General features: G+C 70.0%; 19 protein-coding genes. 9 read left to right on the forward strand and 10 right to left on the reverse strand.

Going from position 1 to position 19010, the window contains the following annotated elements; translation table 11 throughout:
* Window positions 1-18 precede the first annotated feature (18 nt).
* Together G401_RS0132195 and G401_RS49930 are read right to left on the reverse strand one after the other, a co-directional pair.
* Complete coding sequence (locus G401_RS0132195; protein WP_027345720.1) at window positions 19-984, reverse strand: hypothetical protein; 966 nt, start codon at window positions 982-984, stop codon at window positions 19-21.
* Window positions 985-1067: 83 nt separating this feature from the next.
* Window positions 1068-1976 (reverse strand): SCO2521 family protein, encoded by a 909-nt coding sequence (locus G401_RS49930; protein ID WP_034593785.1) that lies wholly within the window; start codon window positions 1974-1976, stop codon window positions 1068-1070.
* A 143-nt stretch (window positions 1977-2119) separates the two neighbouring features.
* Here G401_RS49930 and G401_RS0132205 point away from each other — a divergent pair, with 143 nt between their 5' ends.
* Entirely contained in the window at window positions 2120-3106 is a 987-nt protein-coding gene (locus G401_RS0132205; protein ID WP_027345721.1) for an FAD-dependent oxidoreductase, read from the forward strand.
* Between the two features lie 12 nt (window positions 3107-3118).
* On the opposite strand, the gene G401_RS0132210 is transcribed toward G401_RS0132205, so the two are convergent.
* Both G401_RS0132210 and G401_RS0132215 read right to left on the reverse strand, forming a co-directional pair.
* Window positions 3119-4519, reverse strand: a complete 1401-nt coding sequence (locus tag G401_RS0132210) for an MFS transporter (protein ID WP_027345722.1) — start codon at window positions 4517-4519, stop codon at window positions 3119-3121.
* A gap of 134 nt (window positions 4520-4653) precedes the next feature.
* Complete coding sequence (locus G401_RS0132215; RefSeq protein ID WP_027345723.1) at window positions 4654-5331, reverse strand: TetR/AcrR family transcriptional regulator; 678 nt, start codon at window positions 5329-5331, stop codon at window positions 4654-4656.
* Between the two features lie 66 nt (window positions 5332-5397).
* On the opposite strand from G401_RS0132215, the gene G401_RS49935 reads away from it, so the two are divergent.
* Both G401_RS49935 and G401_RS49940 read left to right on the forward strand, forming a co-directional pair.
* A complete protein-coding gene (locus tag G401_RS49935) occupies window positions 5398-6231 on the forward strand; it encodes an ABC transporter ATP-binding protein (protein ID WP_084557858.1) in 834 nt (277 codons plus the stop codon).
* Window positions 6228-7016, forward strand: coding sequence for an ABC transporter permease (locus G401_RS49940; protein ID WP_051367456.1), 789 nt, complete (start codon window positions 6228-6230; stop codon window positions 7014-7016). The genes G401_RS49935 and G401_RS49940 overlap by 4 nt, the downstream gene beginning before the upstream one ends.
* 103 nt (window positions 7017-7119) lie before the next feature.
* Here G401_RS49940 and G401_RS0132230 read toward each other — a convergent pair whose 3' ends face one another.
* Window positions 7120-7875, reverse strand: coding sequence for a transglycosylase SLT domain-containing protein (locus tag G401_RS0132230; protein ID WP_027345724.1), 756 nt, complete (start codon window positions 7873-7875; stop codon window positions 7120-7122).
* A 137-nt stretch (window positions 7876-8012) separates the two neighbouring features.
* Between G401_RS0132230 and G401_RS0132235 the strand changes: the two genes are divergently transcribed.
* Window positions 8013-8837, forward strand: a complete 825-nt coding sequence (locus tag G401_RS0132235; protein WP_027345725.1) for a nucleotidyltransferase domain-containing protein — start codon at window positions 8013-8015, stop codon at window positions 8835-8837.
* Here G401_RS0132235 and G401_RS56310 read toward each other — a convergent pair.
* The 5 genes from G401_RS56310 to G401_RS49955 form a co-directional block, all read right to left on the reverse strand.
* Window positions 8824-9459 carry a hypothetical protein gene (locus G401_RS56310; protein WP_027345726.1) on the reverse strand — a complete coding sequence of 212 codons (636 nt, stop codon included), beginning with the start codon at window positions 9457-9459 and terminating at the stop codon, window positions 8824-8826. The genes G401_RS0132235 and G401_RS56310 overlap by 14 nt on opposite strands.
* Window positions 9460-9541: 82 nt before the next feature.
* Entirely contained in the window at window positions 9542-9973 is a 432-nt protein-coding gene (locus G401_RS49945; protein ID WP_157546646.1) for a hypothetical protein, read from the reverse strand.
* Window positions 9974-10007: 34 nt separating this feature from the next.
* Window positions 10008-10973, reverse strand: coding sequence for a LysR family transcriptional regulator (locus tag G401_RS0132250; protein WP_027345727.1), 966 nt, complete (start codon window positions 10971-10973; stop codon window positions 10008-10010).
* Window positions 10974-11081: 108 nt separating this feature from the next.
* Window positions 11082-11927, reverse strand: a complete 846-nt coding sequence (locus G401_RS49950) for a M64 family metallopeptidase (protein ID WP_084557862.1) — start codon at window positions 11925-11927, stop codon at window positions 11082-11084.
* 1292 nt (window positions 11928-13219) lie between these two features.
* On the reverse strand, window positions 13220-14011 hold the full coding sequence (locus G401_RS49955) for a hypothetical protein (RefSeq protein ID WP_034593787.1): 792 nt from the start codon (window positions 14009-14011) through the stop codon (window positions 13220-13222).
* Window positions 14012-14262: 251 nt separating this feature from the next.
* Here G401_RS49955 and trpB point away from each other — a divergent pair, with 251 nt between their 5' ends.
* The 5 genes from trpB to G401_RS0132290 all read left to right on the forward strand — a co-directional run.
* The gene (trpB, locus tag G401_RS0132270) at window positions 14263-15459 is read left to right on the forward strand and encodes a tryptophan synthase subunit beta (protein WP_027345728.1); all 1197 of its coding nucleotides are present in this window, start codon (window positions 14263-14265) and stop codon (window positions 15457-15459) included.
* Complete coding sequence (gene trpA, locus G401_RS0132275) at window positions 15453-16211, forward strand: tryptophan synthase subunit alpha (protein ID WP_322787768.1); 759 nt, start codon at window positions 15453-15455, stop codon at window positions 16209-16211. Before trpB ends, trpA begins: the two co-directional genes overlap by 7 nt.
* 33 nt (window positions 16212-16244) lie before the next feature.
* Window positions 16245-16973 carry a GntR family transcriptional regulator gene (locus tag G401_RS0132280; RefSeq protein WP_027345730.1) on the forward strand — a complete coding sequence of 243 codons (729 nt, stop codon included), beginning with the start codon at window positions 16245-16247 and terminating at the stop codon, window positions 16971-16973.
* A gap of 90 nt (window positions 16974-17063) precedes the next feature.
* Window positions 17064-17504: a hypothetical protein gene (locus G401_RS53630; protein WP_157546648.1), complete on the forward strand. Its 441-nt coding sequence runs from the start codon at window positions 17064-17066 to the stop codon at window positions 17502-17504.
* 182 nt (window positions 17505-17686) lie between these two features.
* The coding region (locus G401_RS0132290) for an HNH endonuclease signature motif containing protein (RefSeq protein ID WP_169734278.1) at window positions 17687-19010 on the forward strand (1324 nt) is incomplete at its 3' end.

Consider the following 19010-nt stretch of genomic DNA (forward strand, 5'->3'; position numbering starts at 1 on the left):
TCAGTAGTCTTCCCGGCCTCAGTAGTCCTTTCCCAGGTTCCAGAGGTCCTCGAACTTCTGCCGGCGCTCGCGTACGCGGTCCTCCTGCAGCACCAGCCGCGTGCTCACGATGATCGGCCGGCTGTTCGGCTGGATCCGGGACGCCACCTGCGCCTCGTAACTGACCACGCCGTCGAACACGATGAAGTCGATCAGGGAGCTGAGCGGCGTACCGACGACCGAGGTCGGGTCGAGGACGCGTACCTTGACCTTCAGGTCCTTGTGGTAGCCGATCACCTGCTGGAAGTCCGGGTCGGCGAGCAGGTCGGGCCGGTCCATGATGAAGATCCGCCGGATGACGACGTCGGCCTTGTCGATCCGCTCGCGCTGGATGTCGAGGTAGCGCTGGCCCAGGTCGGACGTCCACAGACCGCCGTCGACGAATCCCCGGCCGCCCGCGTCGACCGTGCTGAGGCTGGTCGCGTCGATCGTCTTCTGCGCGGTCCGGGCGAGGCCGAGCATCCAGTCGCGGTCCTCCCCCTCGTAGACGACGTCGCCGCCCTTGCTCACCTCCATGAGGAACCGGGACATCCGCGAGATCTCCATCTGGACGAACTTCGTGACCAGGTCGGGCTGCTCGGGAATGCGGGTCGCGTGGCGTACGAGCTGGGTGACCTCGTCGCTCTTGACCGCCGACGCCTCGACGGCGCCGTAGAGCTCGGTGGCCTCGTTGATCCGGTTGATGCCGGCGGTGATCTTCTCGTGGGTGGCGCGGGCGTGCGCCTCCTGGCTCACCTCCAGCCGGTCCATCCGCTGCTCGACCTCGATGAGGAACTCCACGACGACCACGACGCCGGAGATGAACACCGACAGGCCGACCGAGACGATCTGGCTGTTCTGGACCAGGTTGGAAACGGTGTAGGTGATCGTGCCGAAGCTGAGACCGATGAAGATCTTCCATGCGAGTCTCGACCCGAGCGTGCCGCGATGAGGGATGGTTGTCACGCTTGCTCCTTTGCTCCGGAGGGCTCGATGCTCCGGAAGGCTCGGCTCCGGACGGCTCGATGCACCGGGACTTCTGCGACGGCTTACGGCGCGGGTACGGCGCCCAGCGCCAGCTGGTCGCGCACCCGGTGGACGCCGGCCCGCCACTGGCGGCTGAAGCCGGGCTGCTGTTCGAGGACCTGCCACAGGCGGCGCCCGGTCTCGTCCGAGCGCGCCGCCGGCATCCAGAGGTGCACGAGCTCGTCGATCGCCGGGCGCAGCCGCTCGACGACCTCGCGGGTGGGCCGCAGTCCGATGTGGGCGCCGTCCAGGACCCGGATCAGCGTCGTCAGCAACCAGTCGTGCAGCGCCACATCCTCGGCGAACGCCGCGGCCGTGGCCGCGTCGAGGCCCCGCCCGCGCAGCTGAAGGTGGCGCAGCTCGCCACCGAGCACGAAGATCACCGACGGCGGCTCGTCGGCCGGGACGGCGGTCCAGCGCAGCCGAACCCGGTCGCCGCGGATGGGCGGCCGGCGGTCGAGGTCGGCGCAGCGCTCCTGGGTCAGGTCGAGCGCGCGCCCGCCGATCCCGCCGAGGCTGAGCGCGTCGCCGGCCGGCCCGGGAGCCGCGAATCCCGCCACGAGCTGTTCCGGCGTCGCCTTGCCGATCAGTTCCACGACGCCGGGATCGGCGAGGTAATGCGACCACGGCCACCGGCGCTGCTCGGCCGGCGCCGTCACCGCCGTGTACGCCGACCCCTGCACCACCCGCCCGCCGGTGACCGCCGACCGGTGGGCGACCGTGCCGATGACGCGTACGCGGGCCCGTTGCGGAGTCGCGAGACCGCAGTCGACCCCGGCGTACCGCTCGGCGGAGACGGCGTACCGGTTGGGGCGTTCCGATACGCGCGGCCGGGCCCCCGGGACGACATCCAGCGCCGCGTGCACCCGCTCGGCATTGAGCGCGTGCGAATGCATGAGCAATGCGGTGTGGACCTCGCCCATGATCAGCATTTGTCCTCCCCGGACATTCACAGAGCGGTTTCCCGGCCGCACCGGCTATCGCTCCATCGTGGAGGAACGTGGCCACGGCGCTCTTGACTCAGCCGGGTATGAGACACTGTCCGTTCTTCGGTATATCGGCATACTGTAATGGGATGGTGACTGACAGACGTACCGTCCTCGTGGTCGGCGCCGGCGTCTCCGGCCTCACCACGGCCTGGGAGCTGGTCGCCCGCGGTCACCCGGTGCGGATGATCGCCGAACTCCCACCCGAATGGACGACGTCCGCCAAGGCCGGTGCGAGCTGGGGGCCGTACGCCCTCGCCCATCCCCGCGCCGTGGAATGGTGCAAGATCTCTTATCTCCGGCTCGCCGCGATGGCGGCTCGGAATGATCCGCGCTACGGCATCAGAATGGTGGACGGCATGGAGGCCGCCAAATCCATCGTGACCCCGCCGGACTGGGCACAATGGGTGCCAAGCTTTCGCCTTTGCGCACCCGGCACCGTCCCGAGCGGATACGCGATGGCGTGGAAGTACCGGCTCCCCCTGGTGGACATGAGCCGCTACCTGCTCCACCTCGCCGAGAAGCTGCGTACCCGCGGCGTCGAGACCGCCTCGCACCGGGTGTCGACGTTCACGGAGCTGGCCGGGCAGGCCGACGTGATCGTCAACTGCACCGGCCTCGGCGCCCGCGACCTGCTCGACGATCATGAGGTCGCCCCCGTGCGCGGCCAGCTCGTGGTCGTCAAGAATCCCGGCATCTCGGAGTTCTTCCAGGAGTACGAGGACGGCGAGGACGACGGCGGCCACGGCTACCCGGGCGAGATGACGTACTACCTGCCGCACGGACCGGTCGCCGTCCTCGGCGGGTACGCCAGCCGCGACGGCGAGAGCCTCGTCCCCTCCCCCGAGCTGCGGGCCGGGATCGTCGAGCGCTGTGTCGCCGTCGAGCCGCTGCTGGCCGGGGCGGAGTTCCTCGCCGACAAGGTGGGCCTGCGGCCGACACGTACGCTCACGCGGGTCGAGCACGAGAGGATCGGCGGGCAGCACATCGTGCACAACTACGGCCACGGCGGCGTGGGGCTCACCCTGTCGTGGGGTTGTGCCGCCGAGGTCGCCCGGCTGATCAAGGAACTCTAGTCGGCAGGAAATTCAGGCGCGCACGGTCTCGGCGGCGCGCTCGCGCAGGGTGCTGCTGACGTCCGCGATGTCCTTGGGCGACGTACGCGACGCCAGGTAGTACATGACGCCGGTCGGGATGAAGAACAGCTGGAAGATCGCCAGCCCGGCCGCGTAGTTGGACGGGACGGCCAGGGCCCGGCCGAGCGCGCTGAACACCACGCCGACGACCCCGTTGCCCACCGCGCGGCCGACGCCGTTGGCGAGGTTGCCGACGCTGTAGACCGTGCCGCGGTGCTCGGGCAGGTTGACGTCGACGATCAGGGCGAACCAGTTCGGCGAGTTGGCCGAGGTCAGCGCGAGCGCGATGAGGGCCATCAGGGCGCTGAGGGCCACCGTGGGCTCGGTGACGATGCTGCGCAGGACGGCCACCGTCGCGCTGCCCGCGCCCGCGTCGGCCGCCATGTCCAGCCGGAGCGGCAGGAAGAAGAGGATCACGTAGAACGGGATGCCGGCCAGGACGCCGAACGCCGCGACCAGTGCCCGGCCGCGGGGCGTACGCCGTTGCAGCCGGTCGCCGAGCAGGCCGCCGACGATCGAGAGCACCCCGCCGAGCTGGAAGATCGTGGCGAAGATCGTGCCGATGACGATCGCGGTCGGCTGCGCGTACCCCTGGGATTCGGCCTTGGCCTGGAGCAGGCGGGGCAGCCACACGAGCGAGCCGAACGTGAGCTGGGCCGTGACCCCCTGCAGGACGAGCCAGACGTTGGTACGCCGTGCGGCGATCTTGGGCAGGTCGGCCCGGCTGATCTTGTAGTCGTACTCGTCGCCGGCGGCGAAGACCCCGGCGAGGTCGGGTTCGCTCTGGCCGCGGCGGATGTTGGCCGTCGGCAGGTACGCGATCGTCGCGCCGACGCCGATGAAGGCCAGCAGGACGAACGGGCGGCGCCAGTCGCCGGCGCCGAGGATGCCGCCCATGAGGGTGCCGAGCAGCGTGCCGGCCCCCTGCGAGAGGCCGAACAGGCTCATGATCAGGCCGCGCCGCCGGGGCGAGATGAGGTCGCTGACGACCGAGAAGCCGACCGAGCCGACGGCGCCGAGGCCGACCGCCGCGAACATCTGTGCCAGGAGGAAGACCGCGTAGGAGTCCGCGTACGCCGTGGCGCCGGTCCCGATCGCCCAGATCGTCGTGCCCGCCATGAGCAGCCAGCGCCGGTTGTAGTGATCGCCCGCGTACGCCCAGCCGACCGCGACCACGGCCGAGACCAGGAACCCGATCGCCGTGACGAGGCTGACAGCCGCCTCCGGTACGCCGAACGCGTGGCTGATCGGGCTGTACAGCGGCGGTACCAGGCCGATCGCCACGTTGTCGAGCGACGCGAGCACGACGAACACCGCCACGGTGTAGAGGCGGCGCAGCGATCCGGAGGCCATCGGCGTCCAATCAGCCCAGCATGCAGGTCAGCCCGGCGTGCAGGCGGGAGTGACGGGTGAACAGCGAAGACGATAGCGCGCGAACCGCTGCGGCGGCCCGGTAAGGAAACCTTCCCTTTGCCGCCCTCGACCCGTCAGCGAGCCGTGTCCGGCGGCGGATCCGCGGCGTCGATCCCGCACAGGCGCCGCGCGCTGCGCTGGATGACCGTGGCCGCCGCCGCGCTCGACAGCCGTCCCGCCGCCACCTGTTCCGCCGCCGTACGCGCGAGCCCCACGACCGCGTCGGCGAGCCACTCCGCGGGCAGAGCCGCGTCGAAATCCCCGGACCCCTGCCCGCGCCGGATGATCCGTTCGAGCCGGTCGGTTCCGGCCCGGTGCGCCGCCTCCGAGCCGGTCGGCGTACGCGCGAGGGCCGCGACGAGGAGCACGGTGTTGTGCCGGACGAGGTTCCAGCTGATGTCGAGGAACCTGCGCAGCGCCTCGGCGGGCGGGAGGGTGTCGAGCCCGGCGGCGTCGAGGGCCGCGACGGTGTCGGCGCCCGCGGCGTCGATGAGTGCGGTGAACAGCGCGTCGCGCGAGGGGAAGTGCGCGTAAACGGTCTGGCGGGTGACTCCGGCGGCAGCCGCGATCTCTTCCATGCTCGCCTCGGGCCGCTCCGCCAGCACGGTACGCGCCGCGCCCAGGATCGCGTCGATGCTGCGCCGGGCGTCGGACCGCCGGCGCCGAGCGGGAGCAGGCGGCTCGTGCTCGGCCCCGGCGTCCTGCGCAGCCGGGCCGCGTGTGCGGGTGTGGTCTGTATCGGTGTCGGCCATCCAGGGCAAACTACCCCGCCGAATAGAACCTTGACAAGCTGTCAGAGTTCCGCAAGCCTTGACATCATGTCAAAGTTAATCGGCCGCACCGGCTCGGACGAGTGGGCGGTGCAAGCGCACGGCCTGGTCAAGCTCTACGGCAAGGCCCAGGCCCTGGACGGGATCGACCTCGCGATCCCGCGCGGCCAGGTGTTCGGGTTCCTCGGCCCCAACGGCGCCGGCAAGACCACCACGATCCGGATCCTCGCCACCCTCACCCGGCCGGACGGCGGCAGCGCCCGCGTCCTCGGCTTCGACCTCGCACACGAACGTGACGCCATTCGCGCCCGGATAGCGGTGACCGGGCAGTTCGCGTCGCTCGACGAGGACCTCACCGGCTACGAGAACCTCATCGTCTTCGGCCGGCTGCGCGGGCTGTCGCGGGCGGCCAGCCGGCGCCGGGCCGGCGAGCTGCTCGACGCCTTCGACCTGACGGCCGCCGCCGGTCGGCCCGTCGGCGGCTACTCCGGCGGGATGCGGCGCCGGCTGGACATCGGCGCGAGCCTCATCGTGACCCCGGACCTGCTGTTCCTCGACGAGCCGACGACCGGCATGGACCCGCGCAGCCAGCTGGGGGTCTGGCAGCTCGTCCGGGACATCGCCGCGGCCGGCACCACGGTCCTGCTCACCACCCAGTACCTGGCCGAGGCCGAGGAGCTGGCCGAAGGCATCGCGGTCATCGACCACGGCCGGATCGTGGCCGAGGGCACCAGCGCCGAACTGCGGGCGCGCACCGGAGCCGGGACGCTCCAGGAGGCGTTCCTCACCCTGACCGGCGGCCCCACCGACAGCAGCCCCACAGACGGCCCCACTGATGGCAGTCCCGCGGATCTCGTACTCGCCACCTCGGAGGATTCATGAGCGTCATCTCGCGCGGCCCCGTGTCCCGGGCCGGCGTACTGGCCGCCACGGGCGCTTTCACCTGGCGCGCCCTGCTCAAGATCAAACACGAGCCCAAGCAGCTCGTCGACGTCATCGCCATCCCGGTCGTGTTCACCGTGCTGTTCACCTACATCTTCGGCGGCGCCCTCGGCGGCTCGCCCGCCCGGTACCTCACCACCCTGCTGCCGGGCACCCTCGTCATGGGCATCACCTCCTGCACCATGTACGGCGGCGCCCGCCTCGCCCAGGACGTGACCACCGGCGTCTTCGACCGCTTCCGTACGCTGCCGGTCTGGCGGGGCGCCCTGGTCCTGGGGCACCTGCTCGCGGACGCCGGTCGCTACCTGCTCGCCGCCACCATCGTGATGGCCCTCGGCATCGCCATCGGCTACCGGCCCGCGGGCGGCGTACCCGGGGTGGTCGGCGGGGTGGCATTGGTCGTCGGGTTCGGACTCGCCCTGTCCTGGCTGTGGGCCGCGGTCGCGCTGCTCGTCCGCGACCCGGCCACCGTGATGAGCCTCGGCCTCGCCGTCCTGATGCCGCCCTCGTTCGCCAGCGACATCTTCGTGCAGCCCAGCACCATGCCCGGCTGGCTGCAGACGTTCGTGCGGGTCAACCCCATCAGCCACGTCGCCGACGCGGCCCGCGACCTCATGAACCACACCGGCGGCACCGCCGCCGTCACCTGGTCGCTGCTGGCCGTCGCGGCGATCACCCTCGTGTTCGGACCGCTCACCGTCGGCCTCTACAACCGGCAGAGCTGAGCCGTGCTCAGTGCTCCCAGGACTCAGTGTTCCCAGGACTCAGTGCTCCCAGGACTCAGTGTTCCCAGGACTCAGTGCTCCCAGGACTCAGTGCTCCCAGGACTCAGTGCTCCCAGGGGCGGGCGACCATCATCGCGCGGACCGCCGTCACGTAGTCGGGGTTGTTCAGCACGATCTTCCCGTTCACCAGCACGGCCTCCGGCCCCTGCTGGAAGGACGCGATCACCGCGTCCATGAACTTCGAGTTCTTCGTCAGGTCGAAGTTCGTCCCGAAATGCTGCAGCCCGAGCCGCGCCATGATCCATTCAAGGTACGCGACGCCCAGCGCCGCGTTCCCGGACGGCGTCATGCGGTCGAAGTTCTCGCCGAAGCGCTGGTTCATCGCGGCCTGGGTGTCGGCGGAGATCTGGAACAGCCCGAACCCGATCCCGTCGCGGGCCTTGCACGCCGTACGCCAGCCGCTCTCCATGTACGCGATGGCCTTCAGCATGGTGAGCGGCACGGTGATCCGGGGAACGGGCCACATCTTCGGGTCCACCCGGGACTGACCGAGGCCCTTCCACTCCTCCACCTTCTGCGCGCCGGCGAGGAGGCTGCTCACCTTGGTACGCGACAGGTTCGTCCCCTTGAACCCGGCACAGCCCGGCGGCTGCGGCGGCGCGGGCGGCGACGGGATCTCGGCATCCGGCGAGGGTTCCTCCGACGGCGACTCGGACGGGGACGGCTCCGGTGACGGCGAGGACTCCACCGGCGACGGAGACGGGGACGGCGACGTGGCCGTCGGCCGCTGCTGGGCACAGGCGGCCAGCCCAGCGAGCAGAATGCCCAGCAGGACGGCCAGGAAACGGTGACGCCGCATGCATCTCACCCCCGTGAGTCGTCGCGCGAACCTTACAACGCGTCGTAGCCGTCCGCTGCCCCTGTCTTTCGCACATCGTGCCTTCCCAGCTGTGCTTTCATAGGCTGTGCTTTCATAGGCTGTGCTTTCATAAGGTCATGGATGATCAACTCCTCCTCGGCCTCGCGGACCGGCTCCGGCACGTGGACGGCGTGGCGGCCGTGGCCCTCGGCGGGAGCCGGGCCCGCGGCACCCACCGGCCGGACTCCGATGTGGACATCGGCCTCTACTACCGGGGCAGGCTCGACGTTCCCGCGCTGCGCCGGCTCGCCGAAGAGGTCACCGGCGTCGCGACGGATGTCACCGAGCCGGGCGGCTGGGGTCCCTGGGTCGACGGCGGGGGCTGGCTCACCGTCGACTCGTGGCGGGTCGACTGGATCCTGCGCGATCTCGACCGGGTCACCCGCATCGTCGGCGACTGCTCGGCCGGCCGTTACGAGATCGGCTTCCAGCCCGGCCATCCCCTCGGGTTCTACTCCCACGCGTACGCGGGCGAGGTCGCGCTCGGCCGGACGCTGGCCGACCCCGACGGCGTCCTCGCGGCGCTGAAGGAGCAGCTGGCCGAGTACCCGGCCGCGCTGCGTACCGCGCTGGTGGAAGGATTGTGGGAGGCCGGTTTCAGCCTGTCCGGCGCACGTTACGGCGTCGCCGGCGCCGATCCCGCGTACGCGGCCGGGTGCCTGTTCCGGGCGGTCGGCGTGATGTGCCACGCGGTGCACGCCGCTGCCGGGGCCTGGCTGATCAACGAGAAGGGCATGGTCGCCGCGGCCGGGCGGCTGCCCACGGCACCCGCCGACTTCGCCCGGCGGGCCCAGGCGATCCTGGCCCGCGTCGGCGGCACACCGCAGGAGATGGCACGGACGGTCGACGAGTGCGCGGATCTCCTCGACGCCGTCCGGGCCGGCTGCGTCAGCGTACGCTGAAACGCTTGCGCGCCTTGGGTTTCTGAGGGTCGACCTGTTTCTCGATCGCGCGCGGGGCCGGACCGCCGACCTCCAGGCCGAGGGCGCGGCGCTCCTCGACGGTGAGCATGCGCTTGCCGGTCGCCTCGGCCCGGTGGGCGCGGGGCGGCTCGGGGCGCGGGTCCGGAGCGGCGTGCCTGCCCTTGCCGTCCCCTGCGCCCTTGCCGTCTCCAGCGCCCTTGCCGTCCCCAGCGCCCTTGCCGTCGCCGGCGTCCTTGCCCTGCTTGGCGGCTTCCTTCGCCTTGGCGGCACGCGACGGCTTGCGGGCCGCCAAGGCCTCCTTGACGCGGTCGGTCTCGTCGGCCGCCTTGACGAGCTTCGTGACGTCGGCCGGCTTGGTCAGGTTGGTCTTCTCCACGATGTCGGCCACCGGCGCGCCCGAGATGAGCAGCTGGGCCAGGGCCTTGCCGCGTTCGCGCTGGATCGCCGCGACCAGCCCGTCGAAGAGCACCTGCTGGTGGGTCAGGTCGACGTAGCGCTGGAGCGGATCCGGTTCACCCAGCGCGTACGCGCACAGGTTGCGCAGCATTCCCTCGACGTCGACGTCCCTGGCCTCGAACCCCTCGGTGGTCGGATCCTTCACGCGCGCTCCTTTCCGCGCCGAGGATTCTATCCGAGTTGAGCGATCAACAGTCGGGTCGGCGACTCCCCGTCCGGCGCCGTGATCAGCAACGGACGTCGGTCTGTGCGGTCACCTTGTCGGGGAATGCGCCGACGGCCCGCGTACAGACGGAGAGGGTGTTCGTGCCGTAGGACCACTGTTCCGCCTTGCGGGTGTTGTACGAACAGTTGAGACCTTCCAGCGCGTACGGCGGGCTGCCTTCGATGACTCCGACGGCCGCGCACATGTCCCAGTTGGTGTGGGCGTTGCGCCACGACTCCCAGACGTAGACGTAGCCCCAGTTCTTGCTGCAGCCCTTGAACTGCTTGACCGATCCGAAGGTGGCCCCGCCGATCACGATGTACGCGGTGGAGCCGATCTGGGTGACGCTGCCGCAGTTGGGATTGGTCTCCGCCCAGCTCGGCTCGGCCACGGACACGCTCGCCGCCGCGGCGACCAGGGCGACAAGGACTGCTTTCCATCGAGTAATGCGCATGCGTCACACCGTAGGTCGGCCTGGTTCAGCAAATCTACAGAATCGCCACAGGCGGGTCGCCGCCCCGCGTACGCAGCCACGACTGGTAGTCCGGCCGCCGCCGCGCGTACGCGTCGAAAGCTTCGCGCGCGAGCCGCACGAGCCGGTCGAACATGTGCTCCAACGGGCCTTCCCGGCGGCAGACCAGCAGGTGGCGCATGTGCACCGGGTCCCCGGCGAGCGGGCGGACCACGACGCCGTCCGAGCCGCCGAAGACGGCCTGGCAGGCGGTGATCGCGCGGCCGGCGGCGATCATCTCCCGGATGGGCCCCGCGTCGGCCACGGTGTAGAGCACTCGTGGGGTGAAGCCCGCCTGCTCGCAGGCGGTGTAGAAGCAGTCGGGCCAGCCAGCGCCGTCCTGCGGGGTCAGCGCCCACGGCTCGTCGGCCAGTTCGGCCAGCTCCACCTCCGCCCGCCCGGCCAGCCGGTGCCGGCTGGACATCGCCACGAAGACCGGCTCGACCGCGACCACCTCGGCCAGCACCGTCGGCGGCGACCGCAGGCGGAACCCGGGGTAGTCGACGGTCGCCGCCGCGTCGAGCCGGCCGGACAGCAGCAGCTCCCACAGCACCCGCGGCGAGTACTCCGTGTGCAACCGGACCTCCGCCTCGGGCAGCAGATCGCTCAGCCGCGACAGCAGCCCGACCGAGACCGCGCCCGCGACGCCGCCGAGGCGTACCGGCGGCCGCTCCGCGGGCAGGTGCCGGTCCGCGTTGCGGCGCAGCTCCTCCATGGCCAGCAGCACGCCCCGCGCCCGGGTCAGCAGGTACTGCCCGAGCGGCGTCGGCGTGACACCGTGGCGGCCGCGTACGAAGATCGGGCCGCCGAGTTCCCGTTCGACGCGTTGCAGCTGGGCGGCCAGTGCCGGCTGCGACACGCTCAGCACCGCCGCCGCCCTGGTCACACTGCCGGCGTCGGCGATCGCGCACAGCGTACGCAGATGGCGCAGCTCCAGTTCCATCACCGCACGGTAGGCCACCGGCCCATCCCAGGGAAGCATGTCGATGCATACTCTTCCCGGGACGGGCCGGCGGCCGCGGCCTACTGCGCCCTCCTGCGGCAGCCCGGCTTACTGGGGCAGCACGGTCGTCAGGCTGATCTTCGCCAGCAGCTTCTGCGTCATCACCGCGAGACCGACCGAGTTGAACTGCTGGCCCAGCGTCCTCATGATCGAGTTGCTGGACGGCCGGTAGAGCCCGGTCTTGTAGTACTTGGCGCCCTCGAACGCGCCGATCACGCCGCCGTCGGGGGTCGCCTGGCCGAGGGACGCGTACCACTTGCGCTTGCCGGAGGTCATCTGCGCGGCGGTGTAGCGGGTCACGTTCGGCTCGGTCGGCTCCGCCCCGGTGTACGCGCCGTAGGGGGTGTCGTACTCGTCGGCCAGGCCGCCGATCGAGTGGCCGAGTTCGTGCTGCACGATGAGGCCCGACTGGACGTTGCCGCCGGACGCCGTCGCCACGGTCGAATAGCCGGCGCCGCCGTACTTCGTGCTGTTCGCCACCGCCACGACCATGTCCACCGCCGGAGCGTTGGCCGCGTACGAGGCGACGGCGTTCGTGTCGATGCACAGCAGCCGCTCAGTGTTGGAACACCAGAAGTACGCGCCGAGGGCGGTGTTCCTGGAGACGCCGACCGTGGGATCGTTGTCCACACCGGACTGCGCGGAGACGACGTCGACCATCCACACGTTGAAGTAGTTCTTGTAGGTGCTGTAGGGCGCGATGGTGGTCAGCGTCGCCCACTTCTCGGCCACGTGCTGGTGGTAAAGGGCCATCTGGGACGCGGTGTAGCCGTCGCCGACGAAGACGAGGTCGAAGCGGGTGGACGTGCTGCCGGTCTGCTGCAACGCGGTCACCGTCGCGGTCAGGGCCCGCCCGCCGGCGAGGGACTGCGCATTCGTCTTCGGGGCCGGCATCTGGGAAATCGCGCCGTCAGGGCTGAACGCCTCCACCAGCGCAGTCGAGGCCGCCGTCGTGGGAGTCGTGGCAGTCGAGGCAGTCGAGGCATAGGAGGGAAGGGCAGTCAGAGGGAGTGCGGACAGAGCGAAGGCCGCGACAGCGGCTATACGGGTGACGATCACATCTAAATATCTGCATTGTTTACGATCGGCCGGAAATCCTGTCCACCCATAGCCCTGGAGCTATGCCCCGCCTTCAAGATCACCCCCAATAGCACGGGCGAGGTCAGCGATCTTGAATAGAAACGGTTGCTGCAGCAGCACTTTCTGGCTCTTCACCCGCATGTGTGGGTGGATGACGGTGGGGGTTCGCGTACCGCCGATGGTCCTTCGGGGTTGATCGGGGAACGGATCAAATTCAAGATCTTTTTGTCCCGGGTTCGTCGATCTCACTTCCGCTCCTCGCGCGGGAGACCGCTCCGGCCTCTCCGCTTCGCTCCGAGGCCTCCACTGCCAGGTGAGTGGGGCGAAGCATCGTTCGCCGCCGTTCGGTCACGGTTTCATCCCGACCCCGGCCCGTCTGGTGCCATCCTGGCCTTTGTCGCGACTGTCCGATATGGGGCCGGGGTGCGTCCGGCGACTTGATCATGTGACGCTATTCCGGCGTCGGGACTGTCCTGGCCTTGATCATGTGGTGTGGATACGTCGTCAGGCAGGGGTTTTCGACGTATATGCATCACATGATCAAGGGGGCTGTCGAACCCGCGAGCTTCTGGTGGGTAGGTCCGACGATCGCCACGACGTCCTTGATCATGTCGCTGGCATATGTCGAAGTGGATGGCCAAGTCTTGATCATGTAACCCGTATATGTTGCTGCGGCCGTATTTCGACATATATGAGTGACATGATCAAGCATGGATCAAGTCCGAGCCGTCCACTGCCGCCCGTGCTCGGCGATGCAGGGAACGGTCTTCCGCCAGGTGAACGGCCGTCGCCGGCGGCCCGCCGATCGCGCATAGTGGACGGTCGCGACAATTTGTCTCGGCCTGCGCAACCCACACATCGGACCGGAGAGCCCACTTTCTATTCAAGATCTATACGTCACCCGCCCTGCGCCTAGCGAAAATCGGACAGTCGCGACAAAGGCCAGGAGTGATGGGCGAAACGGTGACCGGACGACCATGAAGGATGCTTCGCCCCACTGTGCTGGCAGTGGAGTCCCCGGAGCGCAGCGATAGGGGCGGAACGGTCTCCCGCGGGAGGAGCGGAGGTGAGATCGACGAACCCGGGACAAAATGATCTTAAAGAATCTAGATGTGTTTGGTGCGGATGAGCAGGACGCTGGCGCGGGCCACAACCCCTGGGACCGCGGTCAGCAGGACCGGGGCCAGGATGATGACGAGGGCGAGATTGTCGGTGACCTTGCTCAGCAGCCACAGCACGAGCAGCGTCCACGGCACCATGAGGATCGCGAGGAACAGCGCAGTCGTCTTCCACCCGAGGTAGTTGCGCACCCGCAGACCGATGCCGGCCCCGAGGACCGAGCCGATCCACAGCAGCACCAGGCCGAACAGGATCGCGATCACGAGAAAGATGATCTGGCCGAGCGCGTCGCCGAACGCGCACCCGACGTCGCCGCCGCAGTCCTTGGCAGCGGGGGCGCGGGTGGTGAGCAGGATGACCAGCTCGCCGAGGGCGCCGCCGACCGACGATCCGACCAGGGTCGCGAGGTAGCCGCGCGGCGTGGAGGGGTCGAACTTCTTCTTCGACGGCGGCACCACGAACTCGCACGACGGGCCCGGGACGACCGCGCCGTCCGCGTCCGTGACGTCGACCCGGAAGTGCTGGGTGGAGGCGTCGACGCCGAGCGGCGGGTCGATCTGCACGAGCACCTGCGCCGACGTCTTCGGCGCGAGGTTGAGGTCGGCGCCGCGCACGACGGTGAACCAAGCGGGCGGGGCGTCGTCGAGCGGGACCACGGCCGCCTTGCCGCGCAGCGGGGCGTCCGTCATGTTCGACACCGTGAACGGCATCTTGCCCATGCGGTTCTCCGCCAGGTAGACCGTCGAATCCGGCACGGTGATCGCGTACTGGGACGACATGACGCCTCCTCAGGGTCGCCGCCGGTCAGTGAAGCCACCAGTTCAGGGGCGCCGCCGACGCCGTGGATACCACCGATCCGATGGATGTCGGCGGTCCAGTGGATCAGCACGGTAGCAAGCTCGCCGCCATCCGTACGCGCCAATGTCGTTGATCTGCCACGCGGGTGTCCGGGCGGCGGACGGCTTGCCAACAGTTCTAGAACTGTGCGAGAGTGGCCGGGCACAGAGTTCTAGAACTGTTGGAGGAAGCCATGGATGTCGCCGTCCGGCCGCAGGCCGCCACGGTCATGCGGGAACCCTCGCCCGCCGGCCGTTTCGGCGAGTACGGCGGCCGCTACGTGCCCGAGTCGCTCGTGCCCGCCTGCCGCGAAGTCGACGAGGCGTTCCGGGCGGCCTGGTCCGACCCGCGGTTCCGGTCGCAGCTGACCGGGCTGCTCCGCGCGTACGCCGGCCGGCCGACCGCGCTCACCCCGGCCTGGCGGCTGTCGGCGGAGCTGGGCGTGACCGTGCTGCTGAAGCGGGAGGACCTCGTCCACACCGGCTCCCACAAAATCAACAACGTGCTCGGGCAGGCCCTGCTCGCCCGCCGGATGGGCAAGAAGCACCTGCTCGCCGAGACCGGAGCCGGGCAGCACGGGGTCGCCGCCGCGACCGCCGCCGCGCTGCTCGGCCTGGGCTGCACGGTCTTCATGGGCGAGCGCGACATCGAACGGCAGGCGCTCAACGTGCACCGGATGCGCATGCTGGGCGCGACGGTCGTCCCGGTCACCACCGGCAGCCGTACGCTGAAAGACGCCTGCAGCGAGGCCCTCCGGCACTGGGTGACCACAGTGGACGACGCGTACTACTGCGTCGGCTCGGTGATCGGACCGCACCCGTATCCGTGGATGGTCCGGGAGTTCCAGCGGGTGATCGGCGACGAGGCCCGCGCCCAGTGCGCCGAACACCTCCCCGCCGGTACGCCGGACTACGTGGTCGCCTGCGTCGGCGGCGGCTCCAACGCGGCCGGCACGTTCGCCGGATTCGTCGACACCCCGGCCCGGCTGATCGGGGTCGAGGCGGCCGGCGGCGCGCCGCTGAGCGACGGCGTACCGGGAGTGCTGCACGGGTTCCGCTCGCAACTCCTGCAGGACGACGACGGCCAGGTACGCGAAGCCCACTCCCTCTCAGCCGGCCTGGACTACCCGGGCGTCGGGCCGGAACACGCGTACCTGCGCGATCTCGGGCGAGCCCGGTACGTCACGGCCGACGACGACGAGGCGGTGGCGGCACTGCACCGGCTGGCGCGTACCGAAGGGATCCTCTGCGCCCTGGAGTCCGCGCACGCGGTCGCCTGGGTGCTGCGCGCCGCCGGTACACCCGAACTTCCCGCCGGCTCCACCGTCCTCGTGACGCTGTCCGGCCGGGGCGACAAGGACATGCCGACGCTCATGGGGGAAACGTGCTGAGTCTGAGGAAAGACCGGAAGCTGTTCCTCCCCTACGTCACCGGCGGCGTCGTTCCCCAGTGGACGGACCACCTGCTGGCCCTGCAGGACGCCGGCGCGGACGCGATCGAGGTCGGGCTGCCGTTCTCCGACCCGATGCTCGACGGCGCGGTCGTCCAGCGCGCCTCCGACCAGGCGATCGCCCGGGGCGCGACGGTCGACGCCATCCTCGCCGACCTCGACCGCATCCGGGGCGACCTGCGCGTACCGCTGATCGCGTTCACCTACACCAACCTCGTCGAGCGGCGCGGCGCCGACCGGTTCTGCGCCATGCTGCGCGAGCACGGCTTCGGCGGCCTGATCCTGCCCGACCTGCCGGTCGACGAGGCGGGACCGGTGCTGGCCGCGGCCGGCGACCTCGACCTCGTCCAGCTCGCCGCGCCCGCCACCCCGCCCGACCGCCTCGAACGCATCTGCGCCACCAGCCGCGGTTTCGTCTACGCCGTCAGCGTCATGGGCGTCACCGGCGAACGCGACACGCTGACCGCCGAGGCGTACGGACTCGCCGGGCGGCTCAAGGCGCTCACCGATCTACCCGTGTTGCTAGGCTTCGGCATATCCGGCCGGGAGCAGGCCCGCCAGGCCGGCGCCGTGGCCGACGGGGTCGCGGTCGGGGCGGCGGTCATGCGCCGGATCCTCGACGGCGCCACGCCCGCCGACCTCGGAACGCTGGCGACGGAGATCCGCGCCGGGCTGGACTCCGCTCAGGTGTGAGCTGAGCTGTGACAGACGTAGAACGGGTGGGGCGTGCCGAAGTACCAGCAGATCGCGGACGATCTCGGAACCCGCATCCGCTCCGGCGAGTACCCGCCCGGCTCCGCCCTGCCACCGCAGCGCGAGCTGAGCTCCGCGTACGGCGTCACCCTGGTCACCCTGCGGCAGGCCCTCGACGTGCTCCAGTCCGAGGGCCTGCTCAGCCAGCAGGCCGGTCGCGGCACGTTCGTCGCCGAACCCAAGGCCGCGTACCGCCTGAGCACCCTGCGCAGCCTCGCCGAAGACCTGCGCGAGCAGGGCCACACCGTCACCACCGCCGTCGTCTCGACCGCCCTCCGCAAGCCGCCCGCACCCTACGACCTGCCCGCAGGCTCCGCGCTCCGGCTCGAACGGGTCCGCGTCCTGGGCTCGCGCCCCGCCATCCACCAGGTCTCCTGGATCCCGGCACCGTGGGCGACCGCCCTGCGTACCGTCGATTTCACCACCATTTCCCTGTACGCGTCCCTCGCCGACCTCGGAGTCGTCGTACACCGCGCGACCGAGCGGCTGACGCCCGGCGTACTCACCGCGGCAGAGGCGACGGCACTGGGTCGCAAGGCCGGCGTACCCGTGTTCGTCTCGGAAAGATGGACCTACGCGCTGGACGGCAGCGTCGTGGTCGCCGACCGCGCGACGATCCTCGGCGACCTGGTGGAGATCCGCACGGAGCGCGCGGCGACGGGGCTGTCGCTGCAATGGACGGCGCCTGGCCGCCGCCCCTGAGCTGATCTGGCCGGCTCCTCGTGCGAGCGGACACTACTCTGCGATCCGGCTATGCGGCCGGACTCTGTGGCCCGGCGTGAGGAGGCAACCGTGGGCGTCGAGTACGAGTACTTCCGCGCGAAGGACGACACAGCCGCGATGGAGCTGGTCGACCGGCTCGGCGAGGACGGCGTCGAGTCCGTGTACACGAAATGGATCGAACCCGCGGTCACCGTCGGAAGTCTGGTCGCGTACGTACGCGGGTCGGAATGGACCGAGGAGACCGTTGACCTTGGCCCGTCCCTGCCCGAGGACGGCGACGAAGAAGGGCCGTGGACCTTCTCCGTCGACGACGGCGTACGCGACACCCTCGCCCTTATCGAGGACGAGCGCCTGCGCGAGCTGGCCGTGTGGTGGAGCCGTGCTCCTGAGCTGGCCAGGTCCGGGATGGCGCTGGAGGAGGAACTGCTCCCCATTCTGAGTCGCCTTATACAGCTGGCCCGGCGCGCCCAAGCAGCGGAGCTGCATCTGTATTGCCGGTGCAACCTCTGACGTCCAGAAGGACGGTACCTCTCCAACGAGCGAGTCGATCACCACGCGGTCCAGTGTTGATCGTCTCTGTCTGCTGTGGACGCGTGCAGTGCGTAACTGCGGTCTGGCCTGCGGTTTTGTGCCCTGGTTTTGGCTCTGGTTTTGTCGTAGGTGATGGCTAGGGTCGGGGTGTGAGTGAAGCGTTGGCCGCGGCGGTGGAGGACCTGTTGGTCGCTCCGTTGTCGTCGCTGCCCGATGACGCTCTCCTGGCTGAACTGTCGGCGGTTTTCACCGCGACGCAGCGGTTGACGGCCCGGATGGTGGCTCAGGTCGGTGAGGCCGCCGCTCGTGGTATCCCGGCCCGGCACGGCGCCTCCAGCACCCGGGTATGGTTGGCCGACCTCCTGGCCGTGTCGATACGGTCCGCGGCCGGCTGGGTGAAACTCGCCGACACACTGCCTAGCCGGCCCATGGTCGCTGAAGCACTCGCATCCGGTGCGCTGAACGCCGAACAGGCGACGGCCATCACCCGGCTGATCGGCGACCTACCCGCGGAGATCGGCGCAGCGGGTAAGACCCGCGCGGAACAGGTGTTGACGGACTTGGCGGTGGGGCAGCGCCTGCGGCCGGAAGTACTGGCCGAGCACCGGCGGGCCATCCTGGAAGCGGTGTCGCCCGAAACGGCCGAGGAACGGCTGCGCCGGGAGTTGGAGCGGGCGAACCGGTCGGCGTTCCAACGACGCGCGTTCACCCTGACCCCCCACGGACAAGGCGAATACCGACTGTCCGGAGTACTCGACAGCGCCGCAGCCGCCTACATCCGAGCCGCCATCGACCCGATCAGCGCACCACGATCACTCCTCGACCGCCTGGCCAACACTGCCGACCCGGCTGGCGACGCTGAACCGTCTGCTGCTGAACCGTCTGCTGTGGCGGGTTCCGGCTCGGCTGCTGCTGCTGCAGATTCGGTCCTCGGTTCGGTTGCCGGTGGCGGCTGGGCTGGTGGCGGGTTCAGCGGCGGCCTGACCGGGCGGCTCGACGATGTTGTCGACGACGCCGGCCGGGACACCCGCACCGCCGCCGCCCGCCGCGCCGACGCCCTGACCTTCCTCTGCGCCCAAGCCTTAGCCGAGGGCAGCCTGCCCGAATCCGGTGGCGAACGCCCACACCTCGTAGTGACACTGTCCTGGGAACAACTACGCGACAAGTACAGCTACGGCATCCTAGACACCGGCGACCTACTCACCCCCGAAACCGTCCGCCGACTCGCCTGCGACGCGAAGATCATCCCCGCCGTCCTCGGCAGCGAAGGACAGATCCTCGACATCGGCCGAGCCCGACGCCTGATCGACGGCCCACTACGCCGAGCCCTCGTCCTACGCGACCGCGGCTGCGCCTGGCCCGGCTGCGACCGACCACCACGCTGGTGCGAAGGCCACCACATCCTGGCCTGGCAGCACGACGGACCCACCAACCTCGACAACTCCACCCTCCTCTGCGGACACCACCACCGCGAAATCCACCGCG

Origin of the sequence: Hamadaea tsunoensis DSM 44101 (assembly GCF_000428945.1) — a bacterium.
GTDB classification, from domain to species: Bacteria; Actinomycetota; Actinomycetes; order Mycobacteriales; family Micromonosporaceae; genus Hamadaea; species Hamadaea tsunoensis.